Origin of the sequence: Indolivaga capnocytophagoides, from assembly GCF_036511535.1 — a bacterium.
Lineage (GTDB): Bacteria > Bacteroidota > Bacteroidia > Bacteroidales > Dysgonomonadaceae > Dysgonomonas_A > Dysgonomonas_A capnocytophagoides.
The window spans coordinates 1,927,471-1,953,159 of record NZ_AP028867.1 but is presented as its reverse complement, the minus strand read 5'-3'; the positions used below and the strand labels follow the sequence as shown (position 1 = coordinate 1,953,159).

Annotated in this window: 31 protein-coding genes; 10 read left to right on the top strand and 21 right to left on the bottom strand. The window is 36.8% G+C overall.

What is annotated here, in order from left to right; genetic code table 11:
• Positions 1-103 precede the first annotated feature (103 nt).
• The 6 genes from AABJ51_RS08080 to AABJ51_RS08055 form a co-directional block, all read right to left on the bottom strand.
• Positions 104-2,371, bottom strand: a complete 2,268-nt coding sequence (locus tag AABJ51_RS08080; protein WP_338375380.1) for a monovalent cation:proton antiporter family protein — start codon at positions 2,369-2,371, stop codon at positions 104-106.
• 296 nt (positions 2,372-2,667) lie between these two features.
• Positions 2,668-3,063 (bottom strand): hypothetical protein, encoded by a 396-nt coding sequence (locus AABJ51_RS08075; protein WP_338375377.1) that lies wholly within the window; start codon positions 3,061-3,063, stop codon positions 2,668-2,670.
• Entirely contained in the window at positions 3,060-3,593 is a 534-nt protein-coding gene (locus AABJ51_RS08070) for a glycoside hydrolase family 19 protein (protein WP_338375375.1), read from the bottom strand. Before AABJ51_RS08070 ends, AABJ51_RS08075 begins: the two co-directional genes overlap by 4 nt.
• Positions 3,593-3,886, bottom strand: a complete 294-nt coding sequence (locus tag AABJ51_RS08065; RefSeq protein WP_035332311.1) for a hypothetical protein — start codon at positions 3,884-3,886, stop codon at positions 3,593-3,595. Before AABJ51_RS08065 ends, AABJ51_RS08070 begins: the two co-directional genes overlap by 1 nt.
• Before the next feature lie 24 nt (positions 3,887-3,910).
• Positions 3,911-6,517, bottom strand: coding sequence for an SGNH/GDSL hydrolase family protein (locus tag AABJ51_RS08060; protein ID WP_338375373.1), 2,607 nt, complete (start codon positions 6,515-6,517; stop codon positions 3,911-3,913).
• Positions 6,505-7,080 carry a hypothetical protein gene (locus AABJ51_RS08055; RefSeq protein ID WP_338375371.1) on the bottom strand — a complete coding sequence of 192 codons (576 nt, stop codon included), beginning with the start codon at positions 7,078-7,080 and terminating at the stop codon, positions 6,505-6,507. Before AABJ51_RS08055 ends, AABJ51_RS08060 begins: the two co-directional genes overlap by 13 nt.
• A 125-nt stretch (positions 7,081-7,205) precedes the next feature.
• Here AABJ51_RS08055 and AABJ51_RS08050 point away from each other — a divergent pair, with 125 nt between their 5' ends.
• The 5 genes from AABJ51_RS08050 to pnuC are packed head-to-tail and all read left to right on the top strand — an operon-like array spanning position 7,206 to position 11,768.
• A complete protein-coding gene (locus AABJ51_RS08050; RefSeq protein WP_338375370.1) occupies positions 7,206-9,338 on the top strand; it encodes a TonB-dependent receptor in 2,133 nt (710 codons plus the stop codon).
• A 34-nt stretch (positions 9,339-9,372) separates the two neighbouring features.
• The gene (locus tag AABJ51_RS08045) at positions 9,373-10,038 is read left to right on the top strand and encodes a hypothetical protein (protein ID WP_338375369.1); all 666 of its coding nucleotides are present in this window, start codon (positions 9,373-9,375) and stop codon (positions 10,036-10,038) included.
• 46 nt (positions 10,039-10,084) lie between these two features.
• The gene (locus tag AABJ51_RS08040) at positions 10,085-10,708 is read left to right on the top strand and encodes a hypothetical protein (RefSeq protein WP_026627873.1); all 624 of its coding nucleotides are present in this window, start codon (positions 10,085-10,087) and stop codon (positions 10,706-10,708) included.
• Complete coding sequence (locus AABJ51_RS08035; RefSeq protein WP_338375368.1) at positions 10,701-10,988, top strand: winged helix-turn-helix domain-containing protein; 288 nt, start codon at positions 10,701-10,703, stop codon at positions 10,986-10,988. The genes AABJ51_RS08040 and AABJ51_RS08035 overlap by 8 nt, the downstream gene beginning before the upstream one ends.
• Positions 10,989-11,048: 60 nt before the next feature.
• Positions 11,049-11,768 (top strand): nicotinamide riboside transporter PnuC, encoded by a 720-nt coding sequence (gene pnuC / locus AABJ51_RS08030; protein ID WP_338375367.1) that lies wholly within the window; start codon positions 11,049-11,051, stop codon positions 11,766-11,768.
• Positions 11,769-11,771: 3 nt separating this feature from the next.
• Here the strand turns inward: pnuC and AABJ51_RS08025 are convergent, their stop codons facing one another.
• The 5 genes from AABJ51_RS08025 to AABJ51_RS08005 all read right to left on the bottom strand — a co-directional run bounded on the left by AABJ51_RS08025 (position 11,772) and on the right by AABJ51_RS08005 (position 16,137).
• Positions 11,772-11,990 carry a DUF8828 family protein gene (locus AABJ51_RS08025; protein ID WP_026627870.1) on the bottom strand — a complete coding sequence of 73 codons (219 nt, stop codon included), beginning with the start codon at positions 11,988-11,990 and terminating at the stop codon, positions 11,772-11,774.
• 185 nt (positions 11,991-12,175) lie between these two features.
• A complete protein-coding gene (locus AABJ51_RS08020) occupies positions 12,176-12,733 on the bottom strand; it encodes a hypothetical protein (RefSeq protein ID WP_338375366.1) in 558 nt (185 codons plus the stop codon).
• 48 nt (positions 12,734-12,781) lie between these two features.
• Positions 12,782-13,714, bottom strand: coding sequence for a hypothetical protein (locus AABJ51_RS08015; RefSeq protein WP_338375365.1), 933 nt, complete (start codon positions 13,712-13,714; stop codon positions 12,782-12,784).
• 26 nt (positions 13,715-13,740) lie between these two features.
• Positions 13,741-14,871: an XkdF-like putative serine protease domain-containing protein gene (locus AABJ51_RS08010; RefSeq protein WP_338375364.1), complete on the bottom strand. Its 1,131-nt coding sequence runs from the start codon at positions 14,869-14,871 to the stop codon at positions 13,741-13,743.
• A gap of 279 nt (positions 14,872-15,150) precedes the next feature.
• Positions 15,151-16,137 (bottom strand): hypothetical protein, encoded by a 987-nt coding sequence (locus tag AABJ51_RS08005; protein ID WP_338375362.1) that lies wholly within the window; start codon positions 16,135-16,137, stop codon positions 15,151-15,153.
• Between the two features lie 146 nt (positions 16,138-16,283).
• On the opposite strand from AABJ51_RS08005, the gene AABJ51_RS08000 reads away from it, so the two are divergent.
• The 3 genes from AABJ51_RS08000 (at position 16,284) to AABJ51_RS07990 (ending at position 18,974) form a co-directional block, all read left to right on the top strand.
• Positions 16,284-17,129, top strand: coding sequence for a leucine-rich repeat domain-containing protein (locus tag AABJ51_RS08000; protein WP_338375360.1), 846 nt, complete (start codon positions 16,284-16,286; stop codon positions 17,127-17,129).
• A gap of 103 nt (positions 17,130-17,232) precedes the next feature.
• A complete protein-coding gene (locus AABJ51_RS07995) occupies positions 17,233-17,877 on the top strand; it encodes a hypothetical protein (RefSeq protein WP_321577268.1) in 645 nt (214 codons plus the stop codon).
• A gap of 281 nt (positions 17,878-18,158) precedes the next feature.
• On the top strand, positions 18,159-18,974 hold the full coding sequence (locus AABJ51_RS07990; protein WP_338375357.1) for a hypothetical protein: 816 nt from the start codon (positions 18,159-18,161) through the stop codon (positions 18,972-18,974).
• Positions 18,975-19,042: 68 nt separating this feature from the next.
• On the opposite strand, the gene AABJ51_RS07985 is transcribed toward AABJ51_RS07990, so the two are convergent.
• The 9 genes from AABJ51_RS07985 to AABJ51_RS07945 form a co-directional block, all read right to left on the bottom strand.
• Positions 19,043-20,005 (bottom strand): hypothetical protein, encoded by a 963-nt coding sequence (locus AABJ51_RS07985; RefSeq protein WP_338375355.1) that lies wholly within the window; start codon positions 20,003-20,005, stop codon positions 19,043-19,045.
• A 50-nt stretch (positions 20,006-20,055) separates the two neighbouring features.
• Positions 20,056-20,961 (bottom strand): hypothetical protein, encoded by a 906-nt coding sequence (locus AABJ51_RS07980; RefSeq protein WP_338375353.1) that lies wholly within the window; start codon positions 20,959-20,961, stop codon positions 20,056-20,058.
• A 37-nt stretch (positions 20,962-20,998) separates the two neighbouring features.
• Positions 20,999-21,271 (bottom strand): hypothetical protein, encoded by a 273-nt coding sequence (locus tag AABJ51_RS07975; protein ID WP_026627860.1) that lies wholly within the window; start codon positions 21,269-21,271, stop codon positions 20,999-21,001.
• A 57-nt stretch (positions 21,272-21,328) separates the two neighbouring features.
• Positions 21,329-21,475, bottom strand: a complete 147-nt coding sequence (locus tag AABJ51_RS07970; protein ID WP_338375350.1) for a hypothetical protein — start codon at positions 21,473-21,475, stop codon at positions 21,329-21,331.
• Positions 21,476-21,513: 38 nt separating this feature from the next.
• Complete coding sequence (locus AABJ51_RS07965; RefSeq protein WP_338375346.1) at positions 21,514-21,759, bottom strand: hypothetical protein; 246 nt, start codon at positions 21,757-21,759, stop codon at positions 21,514-21,516.
• A gap of 78 nt (positions 21,760-21,837) precedes the next feature.
• Positions 21,838-21,963 carry a hypothetical protein gene (locus AABJ51_RS07960; RefSeq protein WP_338375348.1) on the bottom strand — a complete coding sequence of 42 codons (126 nt, stop codon included), beginning with the start codon at positions 21,961-21,963 and terminating at the stop codon, positions 21,838-21,840.
• A gap of 38 nt (positions 21,964-22,001) precedes the next feature.
• Complete coding sequence (locus AABJ51_RS07955; protein ID WP_338375346.1) at positions 22,002-22,247, bottom strand: hypothetical protein; 246 nt, start codon at positions 22,245-22,247, stop codon at positions 22,002-22,004.
• 127 nt (positions 22,248-22,374) lie between these two features.
• Positions 22,375-22,620 (bottom strand): hypothetical protein, encoded by a 246-nt coding sequence (locus tag AABJ51_RS07950; RefSeq protein ID WP_035332305.1) that lies wholly within the window; start codon positions 22,618-22,620, stop codon positions 22,375-22,377.
• A gap of 87 nt (positions 22,621-22,707) precedes the next feature.
• Complete coding sequence (locus AABJ51_RS07945) at positions 22,708-23,673, bottom strand: alpha/beta hydrolase (RefSeq protein ID WP_338375344.1); 966 nt, start codon at positions 23,671-23,673, stop codon at positions 22,708-22,710.
• A gap of 91 nt (positions 23,674-23,764) precedes the next feature.
• On the opposite strand from AABJ51_RS07945, the gene AABJ51_RS07940 reads away from it, so the two are divergent.
• Both AABJ51_RS07940 and AABJ51_RS07935 read left to right on the top strand, forming a co-directional pair.
• On the top strand, positions 23,765-24,307 hold the full coding sequence (locus AABJ51_RS07940) for a hypothetical protein (RefSeq protein ID WP_338375342.1): 543 nt from the start codon (positions 23,765-23,767) through the stop codon (positions 24,305-24,307).
• Positions 24,304-24,738 (top strand): hypothetical protein, encoded by a 435-nt coding sequence (locus tag AABJ51_RS07935; protein ID WP_338375341.1) that lies wholly within the window; start codon positions 24,304-24,306, stop codon positions 24,736-24,738. Before AABJ51_RS07940 ends, AABJ51_RS07935 begins: the two co-directional genes overlap by 4 nt.
• A 71-nt stretch (positions 24,739-24,809) precedes the next feature.
• On the opposite strand, the gene AABJ51_RS07930 is transcribed toward AABJ51_RS07935, so the two are convergent.
• Complete coding sequence (locus tag AABJ51_RS07930) at positions 24,810-25,607, bottom strand: porin family protein (protein WP_035332303.1); 798 nt, start codon at positions 25,605-25,607, stop codon at positions 24,810-24,812.
• Between the last annotated feature and the right edge of the window lie 82 nt (positions 25,608-25,689).

The following is a 25,689-nucleotide window of genomic DNA, read 5'->3' as shown; positions in this document are numbered from 1 at the left end:
ATTTATGCCTTTCTATTAATGAAGTCGTGATTAGTAAAATAATATTTTATGAAAAATCTTTTTTCTCGGAAAAATAAAATGTATAATGACAATTGTTTGATTATTATTTAGATATGTTTTCTTCAAACTTTTCTAGTTTCTCTTTCTCTCCTGCAAGCCAAAGAACGTCTCCGATTTGTAATACAGTGTCGGCTCCGAAGCTTGCCATTGCTTCTCCTTCTCTGTCAATACTGATAATCATGCAGTCGGTTTTGTCTTTGATTCCCGAGTTCTTAATTAAGATTCCGATGAGAGGCGAATTTTCTTCTAATTCGTATTGAGAAACAACTATTTGCTGTGCAATATTTACATGTTCTTGATTGTCGTATTCTTTCTGTTTTTCATCTAGAGCTGTAATTAGCTTTTGAAGTTCTTCGTCCGTACCTGCCACTACCAATTTGTCGAAAGGGTAAAGCCGGATGTTGCCATCCGGAATATTGATTCTTTCATCCCCTCTGATAATACTTACGATATCTACACCGGTCGATTGTTTAAAGTTAAGTTCGGACAGTGTTTTGCCTACTCTCGGTGAATTTTGAGGTACGCTTATTTTTTCGATATGTATATTTTTACTCAACAGCTTAGATTTTGCATTTTTAGCGACAGCTTTTTGGCTCTCTTCTGCAATTTCTTTATCGTTCAGATTACGGAAAAACTGGTTTTCCATCTTTTTCGATTGGGTTTTGAACCCGTTTGTAAATATAATAGCTGTTGCTATAACTCCCGAAGCTAATAATAAAATGCCTGTTGCTCTGGGAAATAAGGGTATTAATACCATTAGTATTAGAACAACACACAATGCTATGCGAAGTGTATCTAATGCAATCAGTGCACCTTTGTTGAAATTGCTGTCTTTCCAAAGTTTTTTAGCCTCGGCAGACCTGCTTTTGCGTCGCATAATCGAACGCATGAATGGAGCCATTAGCAACAATGTTATCAGAGCCGCACTGATAGCACCCCAAATACCCGGGATGTAGTCTGTTACGTAAGATATGATGAAATTTTTCGCAAAAAAGTAGACAGCTAAAGACAAAGTGAAGTATATGGCTACAGTAGACAGTACGTTTTTCAATAAAATATTCCAGTCGGTTTGATGATTAACCGTTTTTCTGTTCGATTCGGCATAACCGGTAATCAGTTTTCCCCATTTGTCCGGAATAACTTTTTCTAAGGCATGATATATCGGTTCTGATATTTTGATAAAATAGGGGGTTGTAAATGTAGTAATAACCGACACTGCTACGATGATAGGGTATATGAAATCACTAATCACTCCTAGCTGCATCCCCAGTGTGGCGATGATAAATGAAAATTCACCGATTTGAGCAAGGCTGAACCCTGCCTGTAATGATACTTTTAGCCCTTCTCCCGAAGCTACAACTCCCAGAGTGGCAAAAATAACACGTCCGACCAACACTACTATTGTTAATAATATAATGGGAACGATATATTCTACTACAATTTCGGGGGCGATCATCATACCTACAGAAACGAAGAATACTGCTCCGAACAGGTTTTTGATTGATTCTATTACATGTTCGATATGTTTCGATTCAATTGTTTCTGCTAGAATAGAACCCATGATAAATGCACCTAGTGCAGCCGAAAAACCAACAGAATCAGCAAATAGCACCATACCCAGACATAGTCCAACAGCCACGATAAGCATTGTTTCGTCATTCAGGTGTTTTTTGAACTTTTTCAGGAAACTCGGGATCAGATATATCCCGACAACAAACCAGATAACCATAAAGAATCCCAAACGTAAAACACTTTCCAGCAATCCTGCTCCTTCTATATGATTGCTTGCGGCAACAGTTGACAGCAGTACCATCATCAATATGGCTGCAAGATCCTCTACTATAAGCATACCGAAGACAATTCCTGCAAATTTTTTCTTTTGCAATCCCATGTCGTTAAAAGCTTTGATGATGATGGTTGTCGAAGACATAGACAGCATTCCCCCAAGGAATACACTTTCCATTTGAGTCCAATTCATCATTTGTCCGATGATATATCCGATAACAATCATCGAACCCATATTGACCAAGGTTGCGATTGATGCTGTACCGCCTACATCCATCAGCTTTTTGAAGCTAAACTCGAGACCTAATGCAAATAATAGGAATATTACCCCGATCTCGGCCCATGCCGAAATATTTGACATTTCAACGATATTAGGCAACAGTCCAAAGTGTGGACTAATCAGAAATCCGGCAACTATATAGCCCAGTACAACTGGTTGCTTGAGTAATTTGAATATGATGGTTACTACTCCGGCGGTTATGAGAATAAGAGCCAGATCACTTACTAAAGGTGGTAGGTGTGACATATAATTTGTTTTATTTTTTGACAGTTTGATAAAAGCAGAATCGCTTTTTGGCAAATATAACGAAAAAAAGACGAAAAATCGAATTAATTATAGCAAACAGCTAGAAATAAGGTCTCAAAGCTATTTGTTATTTATTGTGTTTTTTTTAAAAAAATAGCCGCTTACTTTAGATAAACGGCTATTTAAGGTTTCAGATCTATTTATTGCTTTAATAATTAAACAACCAAGGTCTATTATAAACTAAAAGTATATCATTAAATGCTTTCTATTGCTTATATGCTTAATTTTTAGACTCTTTATTTTGTGAATAGTTTCCTGTATTTGAAAAATAAGTAGAATAACAGTCCTCCAAGAATGATCCCTGTAAACCATATACAGGCTTTCTGATACCAAGTCAGCTTATTGATCTCGACAGTTTGTATTACTGGATAGGGGACACGTATTGAGTCCGACTTAATAATGGTGTCTGTTATAAATTTATTGCGGTACAGGAATTTATATTTAGAGTAGAATACGGTGTCATTTTTTTCTTTAATAAATACGGAGTCGTACAAATGTACTGAATCTCGTTGTATCGTATTTCTATATTCGGTTCTGCTGCTTTCTACAGGTACATAAGTTTTGTTACTTTTACATGCCGGAAAGGTCAATATAATGTAGATCGATATTAGTTTGATTGTTATTTTGTTCATTGTAAAATTTGTTTTGCTAGATTCCATATTCGAAAGCGGTCTTTGTAACCGTTAAGACCGCCGTTTATTCTTTTAGTCAGGGTGATAAAATCGGTTTCATTCAATGTCGAATATTTGTTAAGTTTTCGTTTATCCCAGTACCAAAAGGCCGAGAGTACAGCATATAGCGGTTCTTTTAATAAATAAGGATTGGCTATGAAATCGACTTTCAGGTCTTTCGATAAAGATGTATAATTGGCACGTCCTGTTATTTGTATAAGTCCACGCCCTTTATACATAATTCCATCTCCTTTATATATATTCCCGAGATCTTTACGATTTTCGTAAGCTTGCCCGGAAGCTATTTCTTCTACATATCTCAACTGACCGGATTCATGTCCGATCTGAGCGAGAAAGGCACACATGGCTTCGTATGTGTCCATATTGTATTCAGAAGAAAACTGATTGATATATGGCAAATATTTATCCCTGTTTGCTTGTGTAGAATATGTGTAGATTTGCTTTAATTGTTCGTTTGTTATTTTCATCATTATTCGGTTTTGCGTAAGCTGCATTCAAGTACAGTACATTTGTATCGCTGTAGCTGAGAAATATCTTTTGTGTTTTGGGACACTGTTTCACGGAGAGTCGATATTTCAGCTTTTAAGTAATCGTTGGTGTCTCGCAAATCTTTTATGGTGCTTTGATATACTTCCTGTACAGCCTTCATGGCATTGGCTTCTGCTTGTTTTTTGCTATATTTCATAGAAACTAAAGTAAACAGCCCTCCGCCTGATACAAAAGCCAAAATCGGTTCTAAGTATGTTGATAAAAATTCGGTCATAGTTGTTTTTTTATTTTAGGTATATTAGCCGATTAAAAAATTCAAATCCCTTTTCACCTGTTCGAACATAGCTGCATGTCCGACAACAGTCGGATGCACACCATCAGACATTACATAGCCACTTTTCCATAATGTCTCATTATCCGGTTTGGTGAGTGCAGATGAAAAATCAACATACAGTTCACCCGATGCTTTTACCCAGTCGTTTATAGCTTTAGTTACATTGTCATAATTTATACCTTGACGTGGAGGGATGGTTTGTAGTATCGGTATTTGATTATTATCCTTACATTCATCTATCAATAGCTGCATGTATGGAGTATATGAAGAAAGGCTGCTGTGGTTGGTTCCTAGTGCCAGAAATACATAAGGAGACTTAAATAGGCTGTTCTCGACTTTGAAACGAGATACAAACGCAGCTGTTGCGGCTTCACCTCCTTTACCAGATATGTGTACAAAAGAGGTTCCTGTTTCGTCTGCCAATAAACTACTCCACTTATTGTAAACACCGCCCGAAGTGAGAAGACTGTTACCCTCAATATAAGAATCTCCAAAAATGCTTACAATAGTATTGTAGTCATATTTGAAGGATAGAACAGCATTTCTCACTGTGACATCTCCGGATACAACACCAAAAAATGGAACACCCCAAGATGTTGTTGTGCCTGATGCGGTAAGTTTATCATAATTAATTGTAAAAGTATCTCCAGTGGCAGAAGACAGGGTGAATCTCAAATTAAGAGCATCCCTCTTATCTAAAGTAACAGTATAGCTATTACCCGAAACTATAGAAAAAGGAAGTGTCTGTGTATCAAATAGAACATTTTGATAGGTGTATACTGTGAGGGTATTCCCTGCCAATTTGAAAGATCCACCCTCAGACCTGCCAATACGAATACTGGAATCGGAATTAGCTTTGAATAGTACATCAAAAGCTAGATTCTCAGTAGACATATAGGCTTTATATGTTAACTGGGATGCTGTGTCAATACCACTACCTACAATATTGACTGTATTGGTCGTTATGGCAGAATTATTGAGTTTAAAATCCTTCAAAAACGCTTTAGGTCTTTTAGGTATATCTATTGAGAGTTTAGAAAAATCACGTAATACTTTCTTTGATACAACGTCCCCTTTTTTTGTTACAAGACATATCTGATCTTTGTTGGTAAGTTCATATTTAGTTCCCATTATTTTTATAGTGCATTGGAACGTAGCAACCGAGGTTCTCCTGCACAACGCATATTTAGCTGCATTCGAAGGTCTTTTTACTATAAGTAATGCTTCGGCAGTTGTGTTATCCGGAGCAGATATGAACACATCGTTAATATCGTAAAACGCTAAAACTCTAGCCGCAGTGCCATCATCAAAAGAAGTTACCTTAAATTCAGATGCTCCATTCGGAATGTCAGTTAAAGGACTTCTTACGTAACCATAGCTGGAGGGTAAAAATTGCCCGTCATAATTAATATAAGAAGAACTGACGGATAGTGAGCTTGATGGTACATTCACTTCGGTATAAGCTCTTATTGTATATCCTGTAGTCATGGCATTACCTTGACTTACTGCATACATTTTAGCTCCGGCAGGTATAGGTACGGTGACCAGTGTCTCAGTTCCTATGTTTGGAGGAGTGGATATAAACGCACCTGCACCATCATAAAATGCCAGAACCTTAGCAGCAGAACCATCTCCGTTAGAATATAGCTCTATTTCTAATGCTCCTGTAGGTATGGCTAATTTTTCGGTTCTGGAATAGAGACTATTTGATGCAAATGCACCTGTATCTGATATATACCCGGCTATTGAAATGTCACTTCTCGGGTATTTTTTCTCAAAAGCTACGCCTTCAAGTTCATTTATAAATTTAGCATTGCCATCTTCTATAAAAAGATATTTACCATCCGGCTCAACAGTGTCATTATTACAAATCAGCTGTAATCTATCATAATCTACAAGATCACGAAGTTCGTTTATCTGAGCTCCGCCGTTAAGCATTTTGATGAGTACAATCTTGTCTGTATTGGTGTAGGTCTGTGTTCCGTCTGATACAAATCCGGCAAAGTATTCACGGGATGAAGCCCGGCAAAGTGCATATTGTGTTGCATTGCTAGGTATATCTACTAATACGGGTGTGTCTGCGACTGTATTAGGTATCGTAGATATAAATGCTCCGGTACTTGTATAAAATGCCAGTGACCTACCACCCAAATTGTCAGGCAAAGGAATAACTTTCATCTTTGTTTTTCCTGCCGGAATAGCTGTTATAGGTGTATGCCAATATCCTGATGTTGTATTGAATGTTCCATTGGGCAGCAGTGCTCCGACAATGCTTAATGCTGATTCTGGGATATTATCGACTTTGGTTGATAGGGTGATTGTGCCTTCTGATATCATGAGGTATTTGCCATCATTAGAGATGGTTTGTCCATCCGATACAATCTGGATACCTCCGCTTGTTCCATCTTTGCCAGGCTCGCCTTTCTCTCCTTGTTCGCCTTTATTCCCTTTCAGAAGATCAACAGATACCCTGACTGAGTTATTATTGTTATCTGTGCCAAGTGCATAAAATCCGTCGATTGTTGTTGCTTCGGGTAATTGCGAAACTTTCTTTTTGTTTATTTTTTCCATAATTCTAATATTGGTATGAAGTAATTGTCTTCGGTTGTGATTAGTTGATTGTTTTCGGTTGTCAATAGTGATTCTATAATCCTATTGTTGAAGTTGATCTGAAAAAGAGGATATACTGAGCTTTTGTTGATCGTGAGGTTATAGCCCGATGACCCGCCGATTTCTCCTGATATCTGAGAAAAAGAAACTGTGGCTCCTCCATCTGAACCAAAGCAAAAATATTTGTTCTCGTAAGTCTTGAACATAACTAAATATTTTGTTGTGTTGGTTTTCAGTAAATTCGAAGTTTTAGCTGCTCCTAATTTTCGGACAAAAGTGGTTAGCTGTTGTTTATAGATGCCATTATCCATCGATTCTTGAAATTTCGAAGATTCTATGGTTTCAACTTCCATGTAGTTGTAATCAGAGATTCTGACCGATTCTACAAAACATTCATCAAACAGCATGTCATTGGTGAAACGATAAGCTATAAAACTCCGAATATCCAGCAGAAAGATGTTCGAAATACCTCCGGTGTTATATCCCGTATGTTTTTCTATTCCTGTAATAATATTCTTATTCATCTTTTTAGTTATAGATAAAATCAAAAATATTTAAATTGTATAATATAAAATTATTTATAATATAATTTGGTTTGTATTATAAACTAATTTATATTTGTCGAAAAATAGAAGAGATGAAAAATGTAATGTTGATAATTTTAATGTTAGTTTCTTTAAATCTACATCCTCAGATGATGATTAAGGGGATTGTGGCTGATGCACATAACAGTCCGTTGGCATATGCGAATATCTCTATCGAAGGAACAATAGATGGTACGACTTCCGAGGAGGATGGAAAATTTGCTCTTGGAACATCCGAAAAAGGAACTGTTGTATTAAAAGTGACCATGCTTGGGTATGATGAATATAAGCAGACGATAAGCTTACCCTATAAAGATTCGCTTCATATTATTCTAAAACAGAGTATACAAGCATTGAAGGAAGTCACAATATCTTCAGGAGGCTTTCGATTGAAAGGAGGTTCCAGTATGGAACAGAAGAATGCTGTAGAACTTGTAACTGTTGCCGGTTCGGAGGGAGACTTGTTTAAATCACTGGGAATGCTTTCCGGAGTTCAGGTTTCAGGGACAGACGGTAAACTTCTGGTAAGGGGAGGGGATAGCCGCGAATCACAGACTTATATAGATGGTATGCATGTAATGAATGCATATACGACTATGCCCGAAAATGTATCGTCAAGGTCACGTTATTCTCCATTTCTTTTCGAAGGTATGAGTTTTGAACAAGGTGCATATTCTTCCGAATATTCTCAGGGATTATCGAGCGTATTACCTCTTACAACAAAAGATAAAAGTTTGGATACTAAAATAGGGGCCCAGATACTGACTGTTGGACTAGGTTCGGGTGGTACTAAGGCTTGGAAAGATGCATCAACTTCTTTTAATTTCGACTATACGGATATGGGACCATACAATGATGTGTTTTATCCGAAGGAACGGAATAACAGATGGACTAAGCCTTATCGTTCTTTTGCCGGACAAAATCAGTTTCGCTTTTCATTAGGCAAATATACGACCTTGAAGACATATGCTACGTATGCGAAAACGACATTTAATATGTTGGAAAAAGACGCTTTTTCGGATTCGAAGCGGGATTTAAATATGAATGAAGACAATTTATATTTGAATTCGACACTTAAAACCAGAACTGACGACGGAATGAACTTTTTTATAGGAGGGGCTTTCTCGTATAATAACCAGACTATTAAAGGAGGACGTGTGGCTTATGACAAAGTAGGCATAAAAGAGTCGGAAATACATCTGAAATCAAAACTGGGAAAACGTTTCAGTTCTTTATATAAACTCGAAGGCGGTATCGAAACTTTCATTAATAAGTACGATTTTTCGTATCGGGATACTACTTTATTTAAAGATAAAATGAATCATACAATTACAGGAGCATATGTGTCGAATGATTTTATTATAACATCAAATTTTTATGTAAATGCTTCGTTACGTGGTGAATATACTTCTATTAATAAGTCATGGAATATTTTACCTCGAGTAGCTCTTAACTATGAGTCAAATGGATTGACATTATTAGCAGCTTATGGTAAATATCAGCAATTAGCGGATAAGGATTATTTATTATTTAATCATAAGTTAGATGCGACGGAATGCGAGCAATTTGTAACCGGTGCATATTACCGGGATGGTGCACGTACTTTCAGAATTGAATTGTATCATAAAAATTATGATAATCTTACTACAGGAAATAATTATCGGTATCAGTCAGGAGGGAAGGGGTTTAGTAATGGTATTGATGTTTTCGTCAATGATCGCAAATTTCTGAAAAGGTGGGAGTATATGATTTCATATTCTTATAATAATTCGAAACGGATGTATAGTGATTATAATGAAATGGTATCGCCTACTTATTCAACTAAACATAATGCAGCGGTAGTCTTAAAATATGATTTATTTCAATACAAAACCTTTTTGGGTGTCACAAATAGGTTTGCAAGCGGGCGTCCCTATCATGATCCGAACAAAAGCGGAGTAATGAATGCCGAAACAAAACCTTATTACGCTTTAGACCTTTGTGCTACGTTTTTATTGCATCCCCGATTTATTGTTTATACATCGGTCTCTAATATTCTGAACCGAACTAATGTGTATGGTTACCAATATTCGGCACAAGAAAATAAGAATGGAAAATTTGATCGTATAGCAAAGGTACCTTATCAAAATCAATTCTTTCTGGTCGGATTTTTTCTGACAATAGGAGGGAAAGACGCTTATAACCCATCCAATTTCTAAAACTCACAATATAAACAATTAAAATATGTGTATTATGAAAACCTTAATGATCATTATTTCTTTATCTTTTACTATCTGTTATGGTTTTGTTTCGGCTCAAACTGCAGATGCTGTTTATGTGCAAGCCATGACGAAAACTGTGGCTAAGTTAGATTCGAGTTATACTGTTCCATTGCTTAGACAGCAAAAAAATCAGTTCGACCGTATAGCATCTAAGTATACAAAAGAATGGCTGCCTGTTTATTATTCTGCATTCTGCAATATTCAGAGTGTATATATGAACCCGAAAGCAGATGGAAATGCTATATTATTAGATGAGGCAAAAGAAAAATTATCAGGACTGGACAAGTTTCAGGATATAAACAAATCCGAAATTAATACCTTATGGGGATATTATTATACAGCTTTTATATCTCTGGATCCGCAAACCAATGGTGCAAAATATTTCGGGCAGGTAATTTCTTTTTATAAAGAGGCTATAGCCCAAAATGAGCAGAATCCTCGTCCTTTGTTTTTACTGGCTTTTTTCAAAACTAATCTACCCGCCTTCATGCAACAAGGAAAAGATTTGTGTGCCGAATTGTCGAAAGCCGAGGAATTGTATAAAACAGAAAATCGTAACTCAATTACTCCTCATTGGGGTGAAGAATTTTTGCAGATGCTGAAATCCAAGTGCGTTGGTTCTGTTCAGAATCAATAAGTATATCGCGGCTTTTTTATTACTTTTGTCTTTAAAGATATGATTTATGGAAAATAAATTTAATGAACAAGATAGCCTTAAGGTAATCAATGAAATGATTATTCAGGCAAGAGGAAATTTTCAGCGGGGGGCAGGCAATAGCCTTATTTTGTGGGGATATGTCATAGCCGGTATTTCGTTGCTATGCTTTATACTGCCTAAGGTTTTTTCGATAGGGCATTCGGTTAACTGGCTTTGGGCTTTAACGTTTCCCTTATTTGTCGGTCATATGATTTATCAACGGAATAAAACACGTAAAGCAATGGTTATTACCCATCTTGATAAGATAGTCGGAGCTATCTGGTTAGCTATGGCCATTACAAGTGGTTTGTTTGTTGGTGCTGTTTTCTTTGTTGCAGTATCATTATCGACTAATATTCCGTTCATATTTATATCACCCATGATGATGGTATTCAGTGGATCGGCATTATATATAACAGCCAGAGTATATCGCTTCAGACCCTATGTGTACGGGGCCTTCGTATTTTGGTGTGCGGCTATATTGTGTCTGCTCCATTTTATACTCTATCAAGGAGCCGATCTGGAATTTGTTATACAGTTTTTAGCTATGATATTTGGTTTTGTTGTACCCGGACATATTTTAAATAAAACTGCTGAAGGTTATGTTTAAAGAGCTCGATCCGCTATTACATTCTCAGCTGCGGTTGGCAATAGTATCTTTACTGTTGTCGGTCGATAAGGCAGACTTTGTCTTTATAAAAGAAAAGACTGAAGCTACTGCCGGAAATCTGAGTGTGCAGATAGAGAAACTGAGTGAAGCTGGATACATTGAAGTCGACAAGTTTATTGACGGCAAACGTCCCCGAACAGTTTGTAAAATAACAAAAAAGGGGGTCGCGGCTTTTGATAGTTACGTGAAGGCTCTACAAGATTATATTGGAAAGAAATAAGTTTCTTATTCCTATTTCTTGAGGTTCAATATTCTGCTTAATAGAAAAATACTGAGTTTTATGTTTATCCGTTTTTTTGATTATATAACAGGGAGAGGAAGTCTGAAACATACTTTTGTATGGTTTAGTACAGCTGTCGTTCTTACTGTTTATGCTGCTTATCAGACTATTTTATCCGGAGAAAAAAGCCTGATGGATGTAATTCTATTCAGTATCACTGCTTTATTAGGATATTTGAGTGTCGTGACATTGGCTTTTCGAAAACCTCTTTCTGGTAATATCTTCGGGATGACTGCCAATGTGGGAGAGATGTATTCGCAATTTCAGTTTCGTAATCTGGGTATGGTGTTTAGCGCGGCTTACTATTTATGCTTTCATGTAGTTGGCCTGCTTACTTGGACTAAGCGAGAAAATCAGGATGAAGACGGACTTGTAAAAACAAGTAAAACCAATCTGGGGTTTATTCTTTTTACTGTGTTATCGGGATTTATTGGATGTATTATTCTTTATTTTTACGGTTCGCGATGGGGATTGGTTCTTGACGACGATACACCTGTTTTATTTTATCTTAATATTCTGGCATTTATAATAGGAATTCTTTCACAGATGGCCATGATATTACGGAAGGCGTGGTCGTGGTATATGTGGCTGGTTTCTAATTTTATATGGTTTCTGATCAATTACATGTCAGGAAACTATATATTTATGATACAATCAGTCTTATATGAATGGAATTGTATTTTGGCAATATATATATGGTATAAAGAGAGTAGGAGATAAATCCTACTCTTCGTCTTCATATCTGTCCAGCTCATTTTCATAGAATACAAAAGCCTGTTCAAGCATCTTATCCAGATTTTTATCATTCTCATCCGATCCGTCAAGGATTTCATACTCTTCGGAATCGACATCCAATATAAACCGGGGTTTTTCGGTATGTACAACATACGTGTTTTCCGGATAGTCGTCATTATCTGCAATTAGAAATTTAGGAAGTTTCATCTTGTTTTTATATTTGTTTTCGCAAAGGTAGTTATATTGCAAAAAAGAGTTGCGGTAAAAGCAACTCTTTTTTCTTAATTAAGGTCTTAGACCTTTTTGTTGATTTTGTAAGTGTAAATAAGATAGGTAGTTATCGTCTTTCACATCACTGGATACTTTCTGTTACTTATATAGGAAGTGTAATATTATGGTGTAACAACAATGTCCGGTGTTACAGGTGTGATAATACTTTCATCTTTCAGAAGCTTGCCAATTTCAATTTCTGTGCCTGCTAAAACTGTTGTCCATCCGTTTGCATCAGCATCGGCAGCTCCTGAAGCATAGTTGAACGAAGTAGCACTTAATCCGTTATTGCGCCCAAGCATAACTGCTCTGCCTGATTTGTCGACAACGATAGCGATAAATCTGCCCAAACTTAAAGCATCTCCTTGATTAAGAATGTTGTAATCGTATTCACTTACTGTAAAGTTGACTGTATGCGTGCGGTATTTTCCTCCATTTCCATTTACGGCCAGTTCGTCTGACCAAGATGCTGTGCCTTCTGCAAAGTTTACTTTGTAGATTGATTCTCCCGCAGGCATCTCTATTTTGCCGATCACTTTGTTTCCTTCTTCACCTTCTGTTCCTTGTTCGAATGTGAATGCAGGATTGCTGTCGTGATTAATGAGATAAATTGCTCTGATACCGGCTACTCTGTATTGGCAGTTTTCTTTACGTATATTAGCTGTTAATTTACAAGACATAATATGATTTTTTTTTGTTATAAAATTGTGTTTCTTGAGTTGATGATCTTAGTTATAGAATACCACTTCGTCTTCGAATGGGATCACGAAGCCTAAGCGTAATCTTCCATCAATAAATATTTTGCTGTCGTGAGGAGCAGGGAATTGTCCTATTCTGATTTCTTCGGTATCGCTCAGCAGATCAGTAGCGAGTAAGAAGTTCGTAATGTCTGCAGCGATCATTGTTTTGCTATTCAGTCCTTTCACCGGAACAATTTCGATTCCCAGATAATATAAGTTCTCATTTGCTGCTGTAAAAGCGGTAGAGATAACCTGATTACTAACTGAGGCCAAAGCCATCTTCAGACGTTGCAGGCTTTCGAAAGCAATATATATTTTTAAGGTTCCGTTTTCAATCCCTTTTCCCAAAACATTTTCGGGAATCTCATTGTATACTTTTTCAATTTCACTGATGATATTGGCTTTTGTCAACGCTGCACCTGTGATTTTTAGGGCTTCGGTGCTCGATGTTAATACCTTGATTGCTCCATCGAAATCATTTGGGTTTGAGCTGCTGTCTCCATTAAAGATTTTAGCCTCAATTTCAGAGCTTAATTCATCTGCAAGCATAGCCATTGTAGCTTCTTCCAAGGCTTCGGGTAATTCGCTATTTTTTGCTCCCGGCTTAAGCATGATGTTGATCCGCTTGCGTTCGAGATCATCGATACATTGTTCGAGATTGATTTTATATGTTTTGATTTGAACTTCTTTTTCGCTAAGCTTGAATATTTGTTCAGGAGTCCAAGCGCAATCTCTCCCATCGGGTTGTAGAAGTGTACTATCGAAATTTAAAAGATTCAGCATGGTGCTTTCCTTTACACCTGTGATTACATCGATTTTGCCGTTTTCGATAAGTCTGCCTCCGAATAGAGCTTTCGTAAACCAATCCATATTAGTACTAGGTTGGTAACTCAAAGGTGAAATGTTATACATATTTGCCATAATATTTAAAATTATTTTAGTTTGTGTTATTTAGTTTGTTTGTTTTTGATTGATAATGAAAGAGCCTGAGCCATTTGTTCGTAGCGTTTCATTTCTGTATGTTTCCTGCTTTTCCTTGCGGTTGATACCGGTAGAGAACTGGGCGTATGCTTTCGCATAGTTTGTATTTCGCTGTTTGCTTCCTGAGCGAGAATTGCGAGTTCGGAAAGTTTGGATTCGAGATCGGCGATTTTCTTTTTCAAAGTTTCTACCGATTCTTTTCCTGCTGTTTGTAGACTCTCTGGAGCTGTTGCTTGCTCGGGATCATTATTCTTTACTGAAGATTCCTTCGTTTCGATCATTTGACCGTCTTCATCAACGACCAGAATATTTCCGTCTGATAATGGATGTTCTCCGGCAGGAAGTTGTTCTCCGTCAAGTGTTGTAAAGCCATCTTTATCTACATATACTTCTTTTCCATCAGCTAGAGTGAAGATAAGATATGCAATTCCGCTAGAGGTTGAGTCTGCTTTTTCTGCAGATTGGATATCGAGAAAAAAGCGGGATATCCGTGATAGTAACGCTGTCGTTTTACTTTTTTTGTTCATTTTGTTTAGTTTGTTTGATTTCAAGTTGCTTTGTGTTTCCGGTTTCTGAATGAAGAATCCTTCCAGCGAAAAGCCTTTGACATTGCCCGTCATAATCTCAGTATCCCAATAATGCTTGTCTGCTATCTTATAGCTGCACATAAGAGTACCTTTGGGTAGTGAACTGAATCCTAATGCCCGAGACTTATCTTTTTCCGGATCTTCGATAATCCATAATTCCGATAGGTAATTTCCTTTGAGAGGAGCTTCGTGTTGATGAGTTGTGTTTTGTAAAGCAAGCCCTGTCCGCATCATCTTTTGAGCGATTTTTTCTATTTGCTCGGTTGAGAATTTGATATAATACTCACCTAGTTTAGAATCTTTTCGATAGATCAATTGATCGGGGCGTAAAACAACTCCTGTTAATATTTGCTTGTGTGGGTCTTTGTTTAGAAATACTTCCGATTGTTGTTTTGATAATGCAATAAAATCACTTTCATTGGCAGGAGAATCAACAAAAGATATTGCATATATGCCACTGTCGTCCTCTGGATTTTCATTTATCAGACAATTGTAAATAGGTATGTTCATAAAATGTAGATTTATAGTCTGTGATCTTGATTTTAGGTATAGATAAATCTGTTTTTATTTTTTCGGAATAATATTCAATATTTTTAGAGTTTAGTGTTCTTTTTATTGTAAGTGTTTGTTCTGTAGTTTGTTTGTTGTTCCTTTTTTGTGTTTTATTTTTCAATATAGATTGACTTTTGAGTATAGATAAAATTCTTGTCCCCGAATTTCGGTGACAAAAAAAGTCTTATTATTAACAAATAATAAGACTAAAGTTTATGATGTATAATGTTTTTTGAATCAATTGATCTTGATGAATCTTCCGTTCATATGATCTATCATATAAGTAACAGTTTCTTTCTTTGTTTTAGTGAATACTCCAAGCCCTATTCCGCCTCCCCGATATCCTCCGCTTCCGATTCCAACCGAAAAGCTGGGTGCAAAGCCCACATTAGAAGAATTGTATTCGGCATCGAAAAGTAAATTTCCATTGTCGGGATATACAGTATAATATTTTTTATCCAAAGCAATGTATATCTGCCCATCGAGAACCACAGCATATATATCAGATGGGTTGACCTTCCGGAATTTATTATTGGAACGATCTATTATTTTTATTTCAGATAGTTTCTCTTTTTTGAATCTTACTTCCATTTTAGTCACTATAGGCTGTTGATTTTTGAAAGAATCAAAAGTATAGTAGATTCCATCTCTGTATCCTTGATCTTTATAGAGTTCCGAAGATTCTTTCTCGATAGTATCTATATGTCGGATGTCATCGAGTGTATAAGGTATATTGTCTGTATATGGTTGAGTAAGATTATCTGCAATAAACGATGTTATCGTTGAAGAGATCTCTTCTTGCAGGCGCGGCGATATATTTTTACCGTTTGCAACCTGGATTTCAGTGTCAAGAGTTGCAATCATGTAGAATTGAGAGTTTAAAGATTCGTATAAGGTTGCTCTTATATGTGAAAAACCTTTATCTCCTTCTGTTTCAAATGAAAGATTTCTCAACTGGAATAGCATTGTTCCATTTTTAGCTGTACGATCGGTTATCATATTGACAAAAGATGATAGCTGCCATGAGAATAACTCTGCATTGACAATATATTGATCCCTGGTTCTGTTCAATCGACTATCCATGAATGATATAGTGTTATATAGGCTGTTTTGAACAATGGGATGTGTTTCTTTGATATTCAGAGAGAAATTGTCTCTTTGTTGTGCTGAGATATTCAGAGCAAACATTATTAAAATGATTGCCGCAATTATATTCCTTTTCATACGATTGGGTTTGGGTTGTTTTGATCTTTCAAATATATAATTAAACAATAAATATGAGGATTATGTTATCTGAAAATAGATTAAAATACAGTATTTTTGCTCAAAAAATAACAGAACAAGGTCTTTGACCCCTTAATAGTTAGGATATGCGTAGTTTTTATTTCTACTTACTTTTATCAATCATTTTGGTTTCATGCAGTTCAGACGAAACACCTTATTCTTATCTGAGTCGTCCGGATGCTGTGGCAGAAACAGCCCGGTTGAAATTGAGTGTATCCGCTGACAATTCTTCATTTTACTATCTTATTCAGGCCAAAGAGATGTATCTTATCTGGGGAGATGGGGCGAAAGATACCGAATATGTGCTTAAGAATAAAGTTGTGATAGATTCGATTAAGCCAACGGAATATATATATCCGAAGTCAGGAGACTATGATGTGCAGATCAAAACATTGGGCTTGATAAAACTAGACTTGTCAAAAATAGACAATGCGCAGATTGAAAAAAATAAGCAGAACTCTATCTCGGAGTTGACATTAACTAACTGTGAAAGTATAACTGACCTTCGGTTTGCGAATCAGCCTATAGCCTCGATTGATCTTACCGGGTGTACTACTCTGAAAACGTTGTATTGCGGTTATCCCGATGGAGTACAGTCTCTAACAGGACTTGATAAACTCGAAAATCTGGAGACTATTTTTATAAACGGGAGTTTGGGTACTGCCTCCGCAAACTTTACCGCCAGTGATTCGCTAAGAAGTATTTCCATCGCTCATTCCGGTTTTACATCTCTTAATATCGATGGGTTGGCAGCTGTGAAAACTATTGTGCTAAAAGATAATTCGCAGTTAAGTTCCGATGCCTTGAATATATTATTTACTGCATTACCTCATGCTAAAAATACTGAATATACGATTTCTTTATCCGGCAATAAAGGTGATGATGAGTGTGATAAATCGATTGCTGTGAAAAAAGGCTGGACTTTTAAGTAAATCGGGCTATATTGTAGAACATATTAAGGATTCATACTTAATATGATACAGAATCTTAACAAAATAACTATTTGTTTGTTATATAAGTGATAACAAATTGCGAATGAAGAATTACAAAACATTTTTAGCTCCGAAGGACGAAGTCTGGCAGCAGGCTGTCGACAGGTATAATCTTTTTCGTGAGGCAGAGATGCAAGAATACTTTTCGATGAAAGATTATTCGTATCATTTCAGGGACAACAGAGCGTATGATCTCAGCTTTGCCCCTAAAATATCGCCTGCTATTATTGCTGATTTTGAAATCAGGACAGGGATAAATGTTCCTGATGGGCTGACTGATATGTTGTGTACGCATGGAGGATTTAAAATAGGAGAGGGGATTCTTGATATTTTCGGCGGACGTGATCAGGCTGTTTTTCCTAATCTTGAACAGACGTTTGCTAAATACGGATATGCCGGCTTTACTACAAAAATCGGTAGCGGAATGTTGAAATCTTTAAACGGATTTTATTTCTTCTTTGGCATTAGTTTTCCGGAGAGCGAAGAGATGAGTTTTTTGTATTTCACTAAAGCCGGGAATTTCGGAAAGATGCTTTTTGCTCCCCAAAATGAGAATTTGGTTCTTAAGAAAGTACTTCCGGCAATGTTTAACGGATCCTCCGAAAAATTCACGCTCGATGGGTTGATCAGTAATCAGATTGATAGGGTGATTATTAATGCGTTGACTGTAAAGGGATATATTGACTAAATAAAAATAAAAAAACAACATCTTAAAAAACTATAAAAAAAGTATATTTTTCTTCAAAAATAATCTCGGAATTTTTATCAAAATACTCTGAACTTAGCTATCTTTGTTCCGCTTTTAAATAAGCGTAAGTATTGAACAAAGCATATTCGGTTATTACCCGTGACGGTATTGTATCTGATAAAGCCAATGGATCTTAAGGAATGGATGTGTTGTCAATAAAAAGCTGAGACTTTTAAAGGTTTTTTAGGTTGAAATTTAATGCATTGATTTGCAAAATTGATATGAAAAATAAAGTGTTGGTAGTTGCCGTTGTGGTAGTTATGGCAGCTTGTAAAAATGCTTCGAACGAATCTTCGCAAATTCAGAGTTTTTCGGCAGATACTGAAATTTCTATTGATACGGCATCTACGCCTGCCGACCCTGATGCTCCTCTTCAATTGGTTCAAAAACATGATCTTACCGCAAAAGACCTTTACACAGACTACGATGGAGGAAATCAGCTGAAAGATTATTTTTTGATCGAGCTGATAGACAAGGCTACATTTCTAAAGAATAAAGCCAATGCCGTGACTTTTATTACCGGCGATTCGGCTTCTTTCCCTAAAATCAATGGTGTACTCAAGCTAAATACAGCTAAAGGAACAATTACTTTTACCGATAATCTCAGTGGAAGTGAAAAGCATAAAGAATATTCTTTTGTCGGTGATATTCCTTCTTTGAGTGTATACCTTATGTCTGGTATTTACTGGGAAGACTGGGACTATTTTTTCGTTGACAAACATTCCGGACATACAAAACAGCGTTTTTCGAATTTCCCTTATATTTCGGCTGATATGAAATCAATTGTCAGTATAGATGTAGATTCGTTCGAAGGTGCTGCCTATATTGACCTCTATCAGATAACAGACAGGCGTTATATTGATCCTCAGATAGGGATGTATATCAAATGCTGGATACCTATCGATTCGCCCGAAAAAATGTATTGGGCAAAAGACAACTACTTATATATACCTGTTGCCAATAGCCGAGATTATTGGGAAGCCGATGGCAATTACTCTGGGCTAGATCAGTATATTCGCTTGAAACCGGCAGCATAGAAAAAAGAAGATGAGAGCTGAAAACCTCATCTTCAACTCTCATTTTTTTTATTCTCAATTATTTATTATTAGCTGTTCACTGTTCGTTCGACTGATACCATTGTTCGTTGAGCATCAGCAATATCGGTAACCGACACGACCGGACGAAAGTCGATATTTGAAATCGCATCCAGTATCTTATTTATTTCGGGAGCGGTAACCGAATCTACAACTTCGAGATTGGTTAGCTGGCCGCCCGATTCGTATATCCGCTTCGACTCGATTCGCGGAAAGTTCTGTCCTCTGCTCCGGCTGAAATATCCGGTGAGGTCTTCGGCTGTGAGTTCTCGTCGTTCACGATTGATATAATCGACTAAGCCCAGATTTTTGCGGGTGGATATACGATTGACAACAAACTCATCGCCTTCGACTTCTATATTTGATCCCTCGATACGCATACCGCCTTGCATGTGGCGTTTGCCACGAAGAAGTCCGCCGTCTTCCAGCTTATCCCATTGCCGTTTAATATTGGCTATTTGTATAGCTGTGGCTGCTGCTGTGATGGCTGCCATAATAGGTCCGATAATAGGTCCCATACCCCAAGCTTTGATGATCGCGGCTGATTGATTGGCTACGGCGGAAGCCAATGTTTGAACTAGTTCTATTTTTTTTTGCTGTTTTTCTTTTCGCTTGATTTGTTTTTCTATTTCTTCTTTTTCTTTTTCAGCGTCTTTCTTTTGTTGAAGAAGTTCTTCTGCAGTAGCCGATTCACGGGCATAATTTTCTTGAAGAGTGGTTGCGTGGGCACCTGATGCTTTTTGCATTTCTTCGTATAGTGATTTTACTTTGTCGGCTTGTTGCTGATAGGCTGTCGTTCTTTCTTCTATAATTTTTTGAACGTTAGTTTGGTCTTCTTTCAGATCGGTTATTTGTATTGACAAAAAGTCTTTTAATACCGAGCCTGCCGCACTATATACACCTTTCCATTTTGTGTGAAAATCAGTGATCTTTTTTGCTACTTCATCAAAGAATAACTGATAAGCTTTACCCATCTCTTCTGTGGAGTCGTTTACTGCTTGCTGGTCAGCTATTATTTGGGTATTTATTTTGTGTAGGGCATTTTTTTGTTTTCCATTGCCTGTGCTTCGCCAAGCGAACCCTTTTCGTATGAGCCTATCAATTTGTCGTGATATTCGGTTATGCGCTTGTATTCTTCTTTGGCAGCTTCGATATTTTGCAGGCGAAGTTCTTTTATTGCCTTGTAGTTTTCTTTGGTTTCTTTTAACTTGATAAAGTTGAAGGTGCGGCCTGCCTCTGTCTGACGTTCTATTGCTGATGTTGTTAAAGCTGTTATACGTGCATTGCGCTCTGTTTGCAGTTTTTCTTCTTCTTTGATATAAGCTAATGTCTGTATCAGATCCGAATTCCGAGCTTCTTTTTTAATATCGTTTTTGTGTTGAAGAGATTTTTCTAAATCTTTTGACTTTATTTGTTCTTCTTCTTTTGTAACCTCTGCTATTTTTTGTTGTACTTCAGTATCCCTATCGCGATATTCTTTCAGGTATTTTTCTTTTTCTTCTAGAACTTTCTTTAATTTTTCAGTATCAGAAAAATACAGTTTTTCTTGAAAATCGTAATATGCAGTATATACTGATTTCGATTGTTCTGTATATTTATAATCTGTATCGTATTTCTTTTCGGAAATATCTTGAATATAGTCTATTTGTTTCTTTAAAGACTTTTCTAAATACATTTCTGCCAATGTATTTATCTTCTCTGATGCAGTATTGACTTCGGGTATAATTTTAGTAATAGTTTCTGCCATATAGTCGGTGTTAGTTCCTATTATATCACTAAAGTCTTGAAAATTGGCAAATATTTTTGCTAGGTTTGACGATAGTATGGCAGATGTGCTTGTTGCTTTATCTAATACCGAAATATTATCTTTTAATTTTTTTTCTCCTTTGGTATTGAATTCCAGAGTAATAATTTTCTTCTTTTCTTTCATCTTTTCTATTATAGATAAAAAAGATGAGAGGTGATAATTATTTGTCGCTATTTTTTAAGATATCGATAGGTAATCCATCTGTTCTAGGTAATTCCTTATAATAATTATCTATATTAATTTTTTTTCCATCTATATGCGTAATATTCACTTCCACAGGGGCACTTTGTGTAGCAGTGGGTATAGGAGCGGGTGCAGCAGTTGTAGTATCGGCTTTGGCGGTGGTAATAAGTGTCGTATTCTGAAAAACTAATACGCCTAAGAAAATAGCAATAATCGTCAGTACAATTTTAGTGTAGATATCCGTTTTCATAATTCATGAGTGTTAAATGGTTTATCTACAAATATAGTCTTTTGTTTGGTTACAGAATTAGAAATCCTGTGTTAATAGCCATGGGATTGTAAATCCCAAGGGACGACGTCTATCCAGTGCATCTATCAGTTTTTCTACATTTTCGGTCGATTCTTTTACTCCGTTAATCTCCATAACGAATGTTTTTTTCTTCTTTTCTTCCATGATTTTTAAGTATAGATAAAAAGAAAGAAATCTAAATGTTATTTGTCATAGTTTTTGTATATGTATACAGGAATTGTCTGATCATCAAGTAAATCTTTCCCATTTATATGCGTAATATTTACATTCACAGGAGCACTTTGTGCAGTAGATGGTATAGGGGCGGGTGCAGCAGTTGTAGTATCGGCTTTGGCGGTGGTAATAAGTGTCGTATTCTGAAAAACTAATACGCCTAGGAAAATAGCAATAATCGTCAGTACAATTTTAGTGTAGATATCCGTTTTCATAATTCATGAGTGTTAAATGGTTTATCTACAAATATAGTCTTTTGTTTGGTTACAGAATTATGAATCCTGTGTTAATAGTCATGGGATTGCAAATCCCAAGGGACGACGTCTATCCAGTGCATCTATCAGTTTTTCTACATTTTCGGTCGATTCTTTTACTCCGTTAATCTCCATAACGAATGTTTTTTTCTTCTTTTCTTCCATGATTTTTAAGTATAGATAAAAAGAAAGAAATCTAAATGTTATTTGTCATAGTTTTTGTATATGTATACAGGAATTGTCTGATCATCAAGTAAATCTTTCCCATTTATATGCGTAATATTTACATTCACAGGAGCACTTTGTGCAGTAGATGGTATAGGGGCGGGTGCAGCAGTTGTAGTATCGGCTTTGGCGGTGGTAATAAGTGTCGTATTCTGAAAAACTAATACGCCTAGGAAAATAGCAATAATCGTCAGTACAATTTTAGTGTAGATATCCGTTTTCATAATTCATGAGTGTTAAATGGTTTATCTACAAATATAGTCTTTTGTTTGGTTACAGAATTATGAATCCTGTGTTAATAGTCATGGGATTGCAAATCCCATGGAATGGACACGGAGGGGAAGATCGAGGTTATTTTGTTATTTCAACAGAAATCGGTGTGTTTTTAATATTGACAGGTAATGTACAATAATAATCTACTCCAACAATTCTGACATCCACAGGTCCATCTTGTACAGCATTTGGTATAGGTGTAGGTCCAGCAGTTGTAGTATCGGCTTTGGCGGTAGTGATGATGTCAAATTCTTTAAGCAAGCTTACTGTCAAACAAATAGCAATTACAGTTAATACAATTTTAGTGTAGATATCCGTTTTCATAATTATGAGTGTTAATTGGTTTAGTATTGCAATATACGAAAAACGGGATTCTTTTTAGAATCCCGTTACACTATTTTGAATGATTGTTTATTGTTTTTCTACTTTATTGGAGAGAAAGTCGCTGACAGTCGTTTTCCACTCGTTGAGCCATGTACGAGGATAGCTTTCGTGTGTAGCATCGGCAAACATGTGCTGTTCTTTAATATCAGAGCCTATATTATTATATATGCGCATCGATTCGTCTACAGGTATGTGTTGGTCTTTGCCTCCGTATAGCAATAGTGTAGGTACTTTAATGTCTTTAACAAACTGATCGGGATTCATCGAAAAGGCATTGAAGCCGTTAACTGCCCCTCCCCAAAATGTCATCAGATAGGAGAGTGGTGTACCTACTACCGGAACTTTGCCTATGCGTACACCTACCGCATCGAACATACGCCCGTAAGGAGCTTCGAGTATCACACACTTTACGGATAATTGATAGTCGTGCATGGCTTTAGTAATGGCCGCAGCTCCCATCGACATACCCAGCAAGGATATACTTTTGGGTTTAAGTTCTTTTTCGGCATAGTCATATACCTGTTTTACATTGGCCGCTTCGAGATACCCGATAGTTGTTTGATTACTATACGAATTGCCCGACCCTCTGAAATTTGGTATCACCACATCGTATCCCATATCGAGTAGAGGATAAGCCTCGTGCAGCATACTTTCGGCATGGTCGGTATATCCATGAAAGAGCAAGAACACTCCTTTCGATACTGAATCGGTTTTTATGATCCATGCTTCCATTGTATTGTCGCCTTCGGCCGGAATTTGTACTGTGGTATAAGGGCGAGCAGGTAGTATGTCGCTTACCGGACATGCTATATCTATTCCTGTGAACAGCATACTGATGATGCCTTGTTCGGAGGCTTCTTTTTCGGTTTTATTTACATAGTGGGTCATCGCATAGGCTTGTATAGCCGCAAGAATGTTGAATACGATAAATATTGCTAGCAGTGAGTAAAGTATCCGAAGCAGTATTTTCGACTGTTTGTTTTTTCGAGTCATATTTCAAAAATAGTTATTTGCCATAAATATAAGTAAAAATAATAAAACGGTCTTTGATCGAAATAATTTATCTATTCAATAAAACTTTAATATGATTAACTCTATTATCAGCCTGTTTCGTAATCAGGCATGCCAACACAAAGCAATCCGTTCTTTTTATTATAACCGCAATTACGAGCTGGGGGCGGGTAATGAATTTCATCCTGTTTTCTGGCTGGAAGATCCTATTATGGGACGCAATCAGCAGAATGTATTTACGAGTACCGTTAATTTTTCAATTCTTTTTGTTCCTGAAGACGATACGGCAGTTGCAGTTTTTCAGAATCTGGCTTTTTCGATCGGCTTAAATATTCTGGAACGGATCAAGATGGATGCAAATGAACCGGTAACGGTGCTTCCGACATGGACATACCTGACATTGAGGAATTATTATGACAATAATGCCTGCGGATGCCGTTTTTCGGTCGATTTAGTTCAGCGTAATATGCAGGATTTGTGTTTGATAGAAGAACAATTCGATTCCGAAAAAGAATTTCAGTCTGATCCTGTCCTGAATGATTTCAGAATAAATGGTGCAAATCAAACTTTTGGGAATAAGCTTCCGGTTTTTGACCTTAAAATCTCAAAACGATGAATACGGCTACGCGTCAGGTATTGGAATGTATAACCGGGGAGATCTTAGAAATTGCCCGTTCGGTATTTGATGAAAACGGGTTGAAAAACAGCTCTATCCGGGAACATATAGAGGTTAGATTGGAAAAAGAGCCGGATGTCGTTATCCGCCTTTTGTTTGATAGCTATCTCGACTTTATAGAAAAAGGAAGAAAGCCCGGCTCGGGAGAAGTACCACCTATTTCAGTCCTTAGGGATTGGGCGTTGAGAAAGGGATTGCCTATCACTAATGATACATTGCATGCTATAGCTAGCGTCATCCAGCGGGATGGTGTCGAGGCACGCCCCATCTTAACTGTTATTGACAGTCGGCTGGATAAAGCGTTCGATGAGCGGTGGGCTGACCAATTATTTGAGTCTTTAATCTCAGAATTGACTGCTTTTTTTGATTAATATAAAAAAACGGATTCCATTTGGAATCCGTTTTTGTTTATATGAGGAGATGTATGAAATGTTCTGAGTCTTTAGAATTTATATCCGACTGAAAGTGATACATTCCGATTTTTCCATTTGGGAACTTCATATGCAGTTACTCCGGTTGATTGGTTGTTGTAGCCGCTGCTATATCCATAGTTAAGATATGTTCCTGAACTTTTATCCAGATTTCTTAATCCGAGTTCGTAATTAACATTGAATGAGAATCTTTTGTATTCTATACCAATTCCTCCGAGTAGCCCGTAGTCGAAACGTTCGAGCCCTGTTTCCTTGTATTTTTTGTATGTTGTTTCTGTATTGACTGATTCTGTTTTTCCATCGGGATATTTGAGTGTACCATTTATTTTATACTTTGAGCGTGCTGCAATTCCATATCCGGCATATCCTCCAATGTTGAAAGTCAGATTGATATCCTCGGCTAAAGGTAACCTATAGCCAATGGTGAGAGGTATTTGAAGAAACATCAGATTCTGAGATGCTTTTGCTTTACCTGTGTATGTGACATAGTCTAGGTCATCAATTGATGTCAATTCGCCTGAATCAAAATAAGGTAGTGAAAAATTGAAAGATTGTTCCTTTAGTTTACTTCCTTTAGAGGTAAATTCCAACCCCGATTGTAGAAAAAATCGATCGCTGAGTTTATACTCTACTGTTCCTCCGACATTGAAGCCTATTCGTCCTGATTCGTTTTTACTGCTGGTGTTTGCAATGTTGGCTCCCGCTTTTACGCCGAATGTCCAGGGTGATTCATTTGTTTGTGCATCAGCAATCTGTGTAGAGGCAATGCTTATGCCTGCCACTGCAAGTAGTGTAGAAATTTTCATCATAAAGATTAATTGTTGGTTAGTGATTTGTTCGTCACAAATCTATCTTCAATTTCTGTAAATAAATGTTGTATTAGTGTAACTC

Excerpts from the sequence above, each read along its gene's own strand:
- AABJ51_RS07945 (WP_338375344.1), bottom strand. The coding sequence starts at position 23,673 with ATGACTCGAAAAAACAAACAGTCGAAAATACTGCTTCGGATACTTTAC.
- AABJ51_RS07980 (WP_338375353.1), bottom strand. The coding sequence starts at position 20,961 with ATGAAAGAAAAGAAGAAAATTATTACTCTGGAATTCAATACCAAAGGA.
- AABJ51_RS07995 (WP_321577268.1), top strand. The coding sequence starts at position 17,233 with ATGAAGAATTACAAAACATTTTTAGCTCCGAAGGACGAAGTCTGGCAG.
- AABJ51_RS07975 (WP_026627860.1), bottom strand. The coding sequence starts at position 21,271 with ATGAAAACGGATATCTACACTAAAATTGTACTGACGATTATTGCTATT.
- AABJ51_RS08045 (WP_338375369.1), top strand. The coding sequence starts at position 9,373 with ATGAAAACCTTAATGATCATTATTTCTTTATCTTTTACTATCTGTTAT.
- AABJ51_RS07930 (WP_035332303.1), bottom strand. The coding sequence starts at position 25,607 with ATGATGAAAATTTCTACACTACTTGCAGTGGCAGGCATAAGCATTGCC.
- AABJ51_RS08035 (WP_338375368.1), top strand. The coding sequence starts at position 10,701 with ATGTTTAAAGAGCTCGATCCGCTATTACATTCTCAGCTGCGGTTGGCA.
- AABJ51_RS07985 (WP_338375355.1), bottom strand. The coding sequence starts at position 20,005 with ATGGGTAAAGCTTATCAGTTATTCTTTGATGAAGTAGCAAAAAAGATC.
- AABJ51_RS08055 (WP_338375371.1), bottom strand. The coding sequence starts at position 7,080 with ATGAATAAGAATATTATTACAGGAATAGAAAAACATACGGGATATAAC.
- AABJ51_RS08040 (WP_026627873.1), top strand. The coding sequence starts at position 10,085 with ATGGAAAATAAATTTAATGAACAAGATAGCCTTAAGGTAATCAATGAA.
- AABJ51_RS07960 (WP_338375348.1), bottom strand. The coding sequence starts at position 21,963 with ATGGAAGAAAAGAAGAAAAAAACATTCGTTATGGAGATTAACGGAGTA.
- AABJ51_RS08000 (WP_338375360.1), top strand. The coding sequence starts at position 16,284 with ATGCGTAGTTTTTATTTCTACTTACTTTTATCAATCATTTTGGTTTCA.
- AABJ51_RS07955 (WP_338375346.1), bottom strand. The coding sequence starts at position 22,247 with ATGAAAACGGATATCTACACTAAAATTGTACTGACGATTATTGCTATT.
- AABJ51_RS08080 (WP_338375380.1), bottom strand. The coding sequence starts at position 2,371 with ATGTCACACCTACCACCTTTAGTAAGTGATCTGGCTCTTATTCTCATA.
- AABJ51_RS08015 (WP_338375365.1), bottom strand. The coding sequence starts at position 13,714 with ATGGCAAATATGTATAACATTTCACCTTTGAGTTACCAACCTAGTACT.
- AABJ51_RS07935 (WP_338375341.1), top strand. The coding sequence starts at position 24,304 with ATGAATACGGCTACGCGTCAGGTATTGGAATGTATAACCGGGGAGATC.
- AABJ51_RS08065 (WP_035332311.1), bottom strand. The coding sequence starts at position 3,886 with ATGACCGAATTTTTATCAACATACTTAGAACCGATTTTGGCTTTTGTA.
- AABJ51_RS07970 (WP_338375350.1), bottom strand. The coding sequence starts at position 21,475 with ATGGAAGAAAAGAAGAAAAAAACATTCGTTATGGAGATTAACGGAGTA.
- AABJ51_RS08060 (WP_338375373.1), bottom strand. The coding sequence starts at position 6,517 with ATGGAAAAAATAAACAAAAAGAAAGTTTCGCAATTACCCGAAGCAACA.
- AABJ51_RS08050 (WP_338375370.1), top strand. The coding sequence starts at position 7,206 with ATGTTGATAATTTTAATGTTAGTTTCTTTAAATCTACATCCTCAGATG.
- pnuC (WP_338375367.1), top strand. The coding sequence starts at position 11,049 with ATGTTTATCCGTTTTTTTGATTATATAACAGGGAGAGGAAGTCTGAAA.
- AABJ51_RS07950 (WP_035332305.1), bottom strand. The coding sequence starts at position 22,620 with ATGAAAACGGATATCTACACTAAAATTGTATTAACTGTAATTGCTATT.
- AABJ51_RS07965 (WP_338375346.1), bottom strand. The coding sequence starts at position 21,759 with ATGAAAACGGATATCTACACTAAAATTGTACTGACGATTATTGCTATT.
- AABJ51_RS08010 (WP_338375364.1), bottom strand. The coding sequence starts at position 14,871 with ATGAACATACCTATTTACAATTGTCTGATAAATGAAAATCCAGAGGAC.
- AABJ51_RS08005 (WP_338375362.1), bottom strand. The coding sequence starts at position 16,137 with ATGAAAAGGAATATAATTGCGGCAATCATTTTAATAATGTTTGCTCTG.
- AABJ51_RS08075 (WP_338375377.1), bottom strand. The coding sequence starts at position 3,063 with ATGAACAAAATAACAATCAAACTAATATCGATCTACATTATATTGACC.
- AABJ51_RS07940 (WP_338375342.1), top strand. The coding sequence starts at position 23,765 with ATGATTAACTCTATTATCAGCCTGTTTCGTAATCAGGCATGCCAACAC.
- AABJ51_RS08020 (WP_338375366.1), bottom strand. The coding sequence starts at position 12,733 with ATGTCTTGTAAATTAACAGCTAATATACGTAAAGAAAACTGCCAATAC.
- AABJ51_RS07990 (WP_338375357.1), top strand. The coding sequence starts at position 18,159 with ATGAAAAATAAAGTGTTGGTAGTTGCCGTTGTGGTAGTTATGGCAGCT.
- AABJ51_RS08070 (WP_338375375.1), bottom strand. The coding sequence starts at position 3,593 with ATGATGAAAATAACAAACGAACAATTAAAGCAAATCTACACATATTCT.
- AABJ51_RS08025 (WP_026627870.1), bottom strand. The coding sequence starts at position 11,990 with ATGAAACTTCCTAAATTTCTAATTGCAGATAATGACGACTATCCGGAA.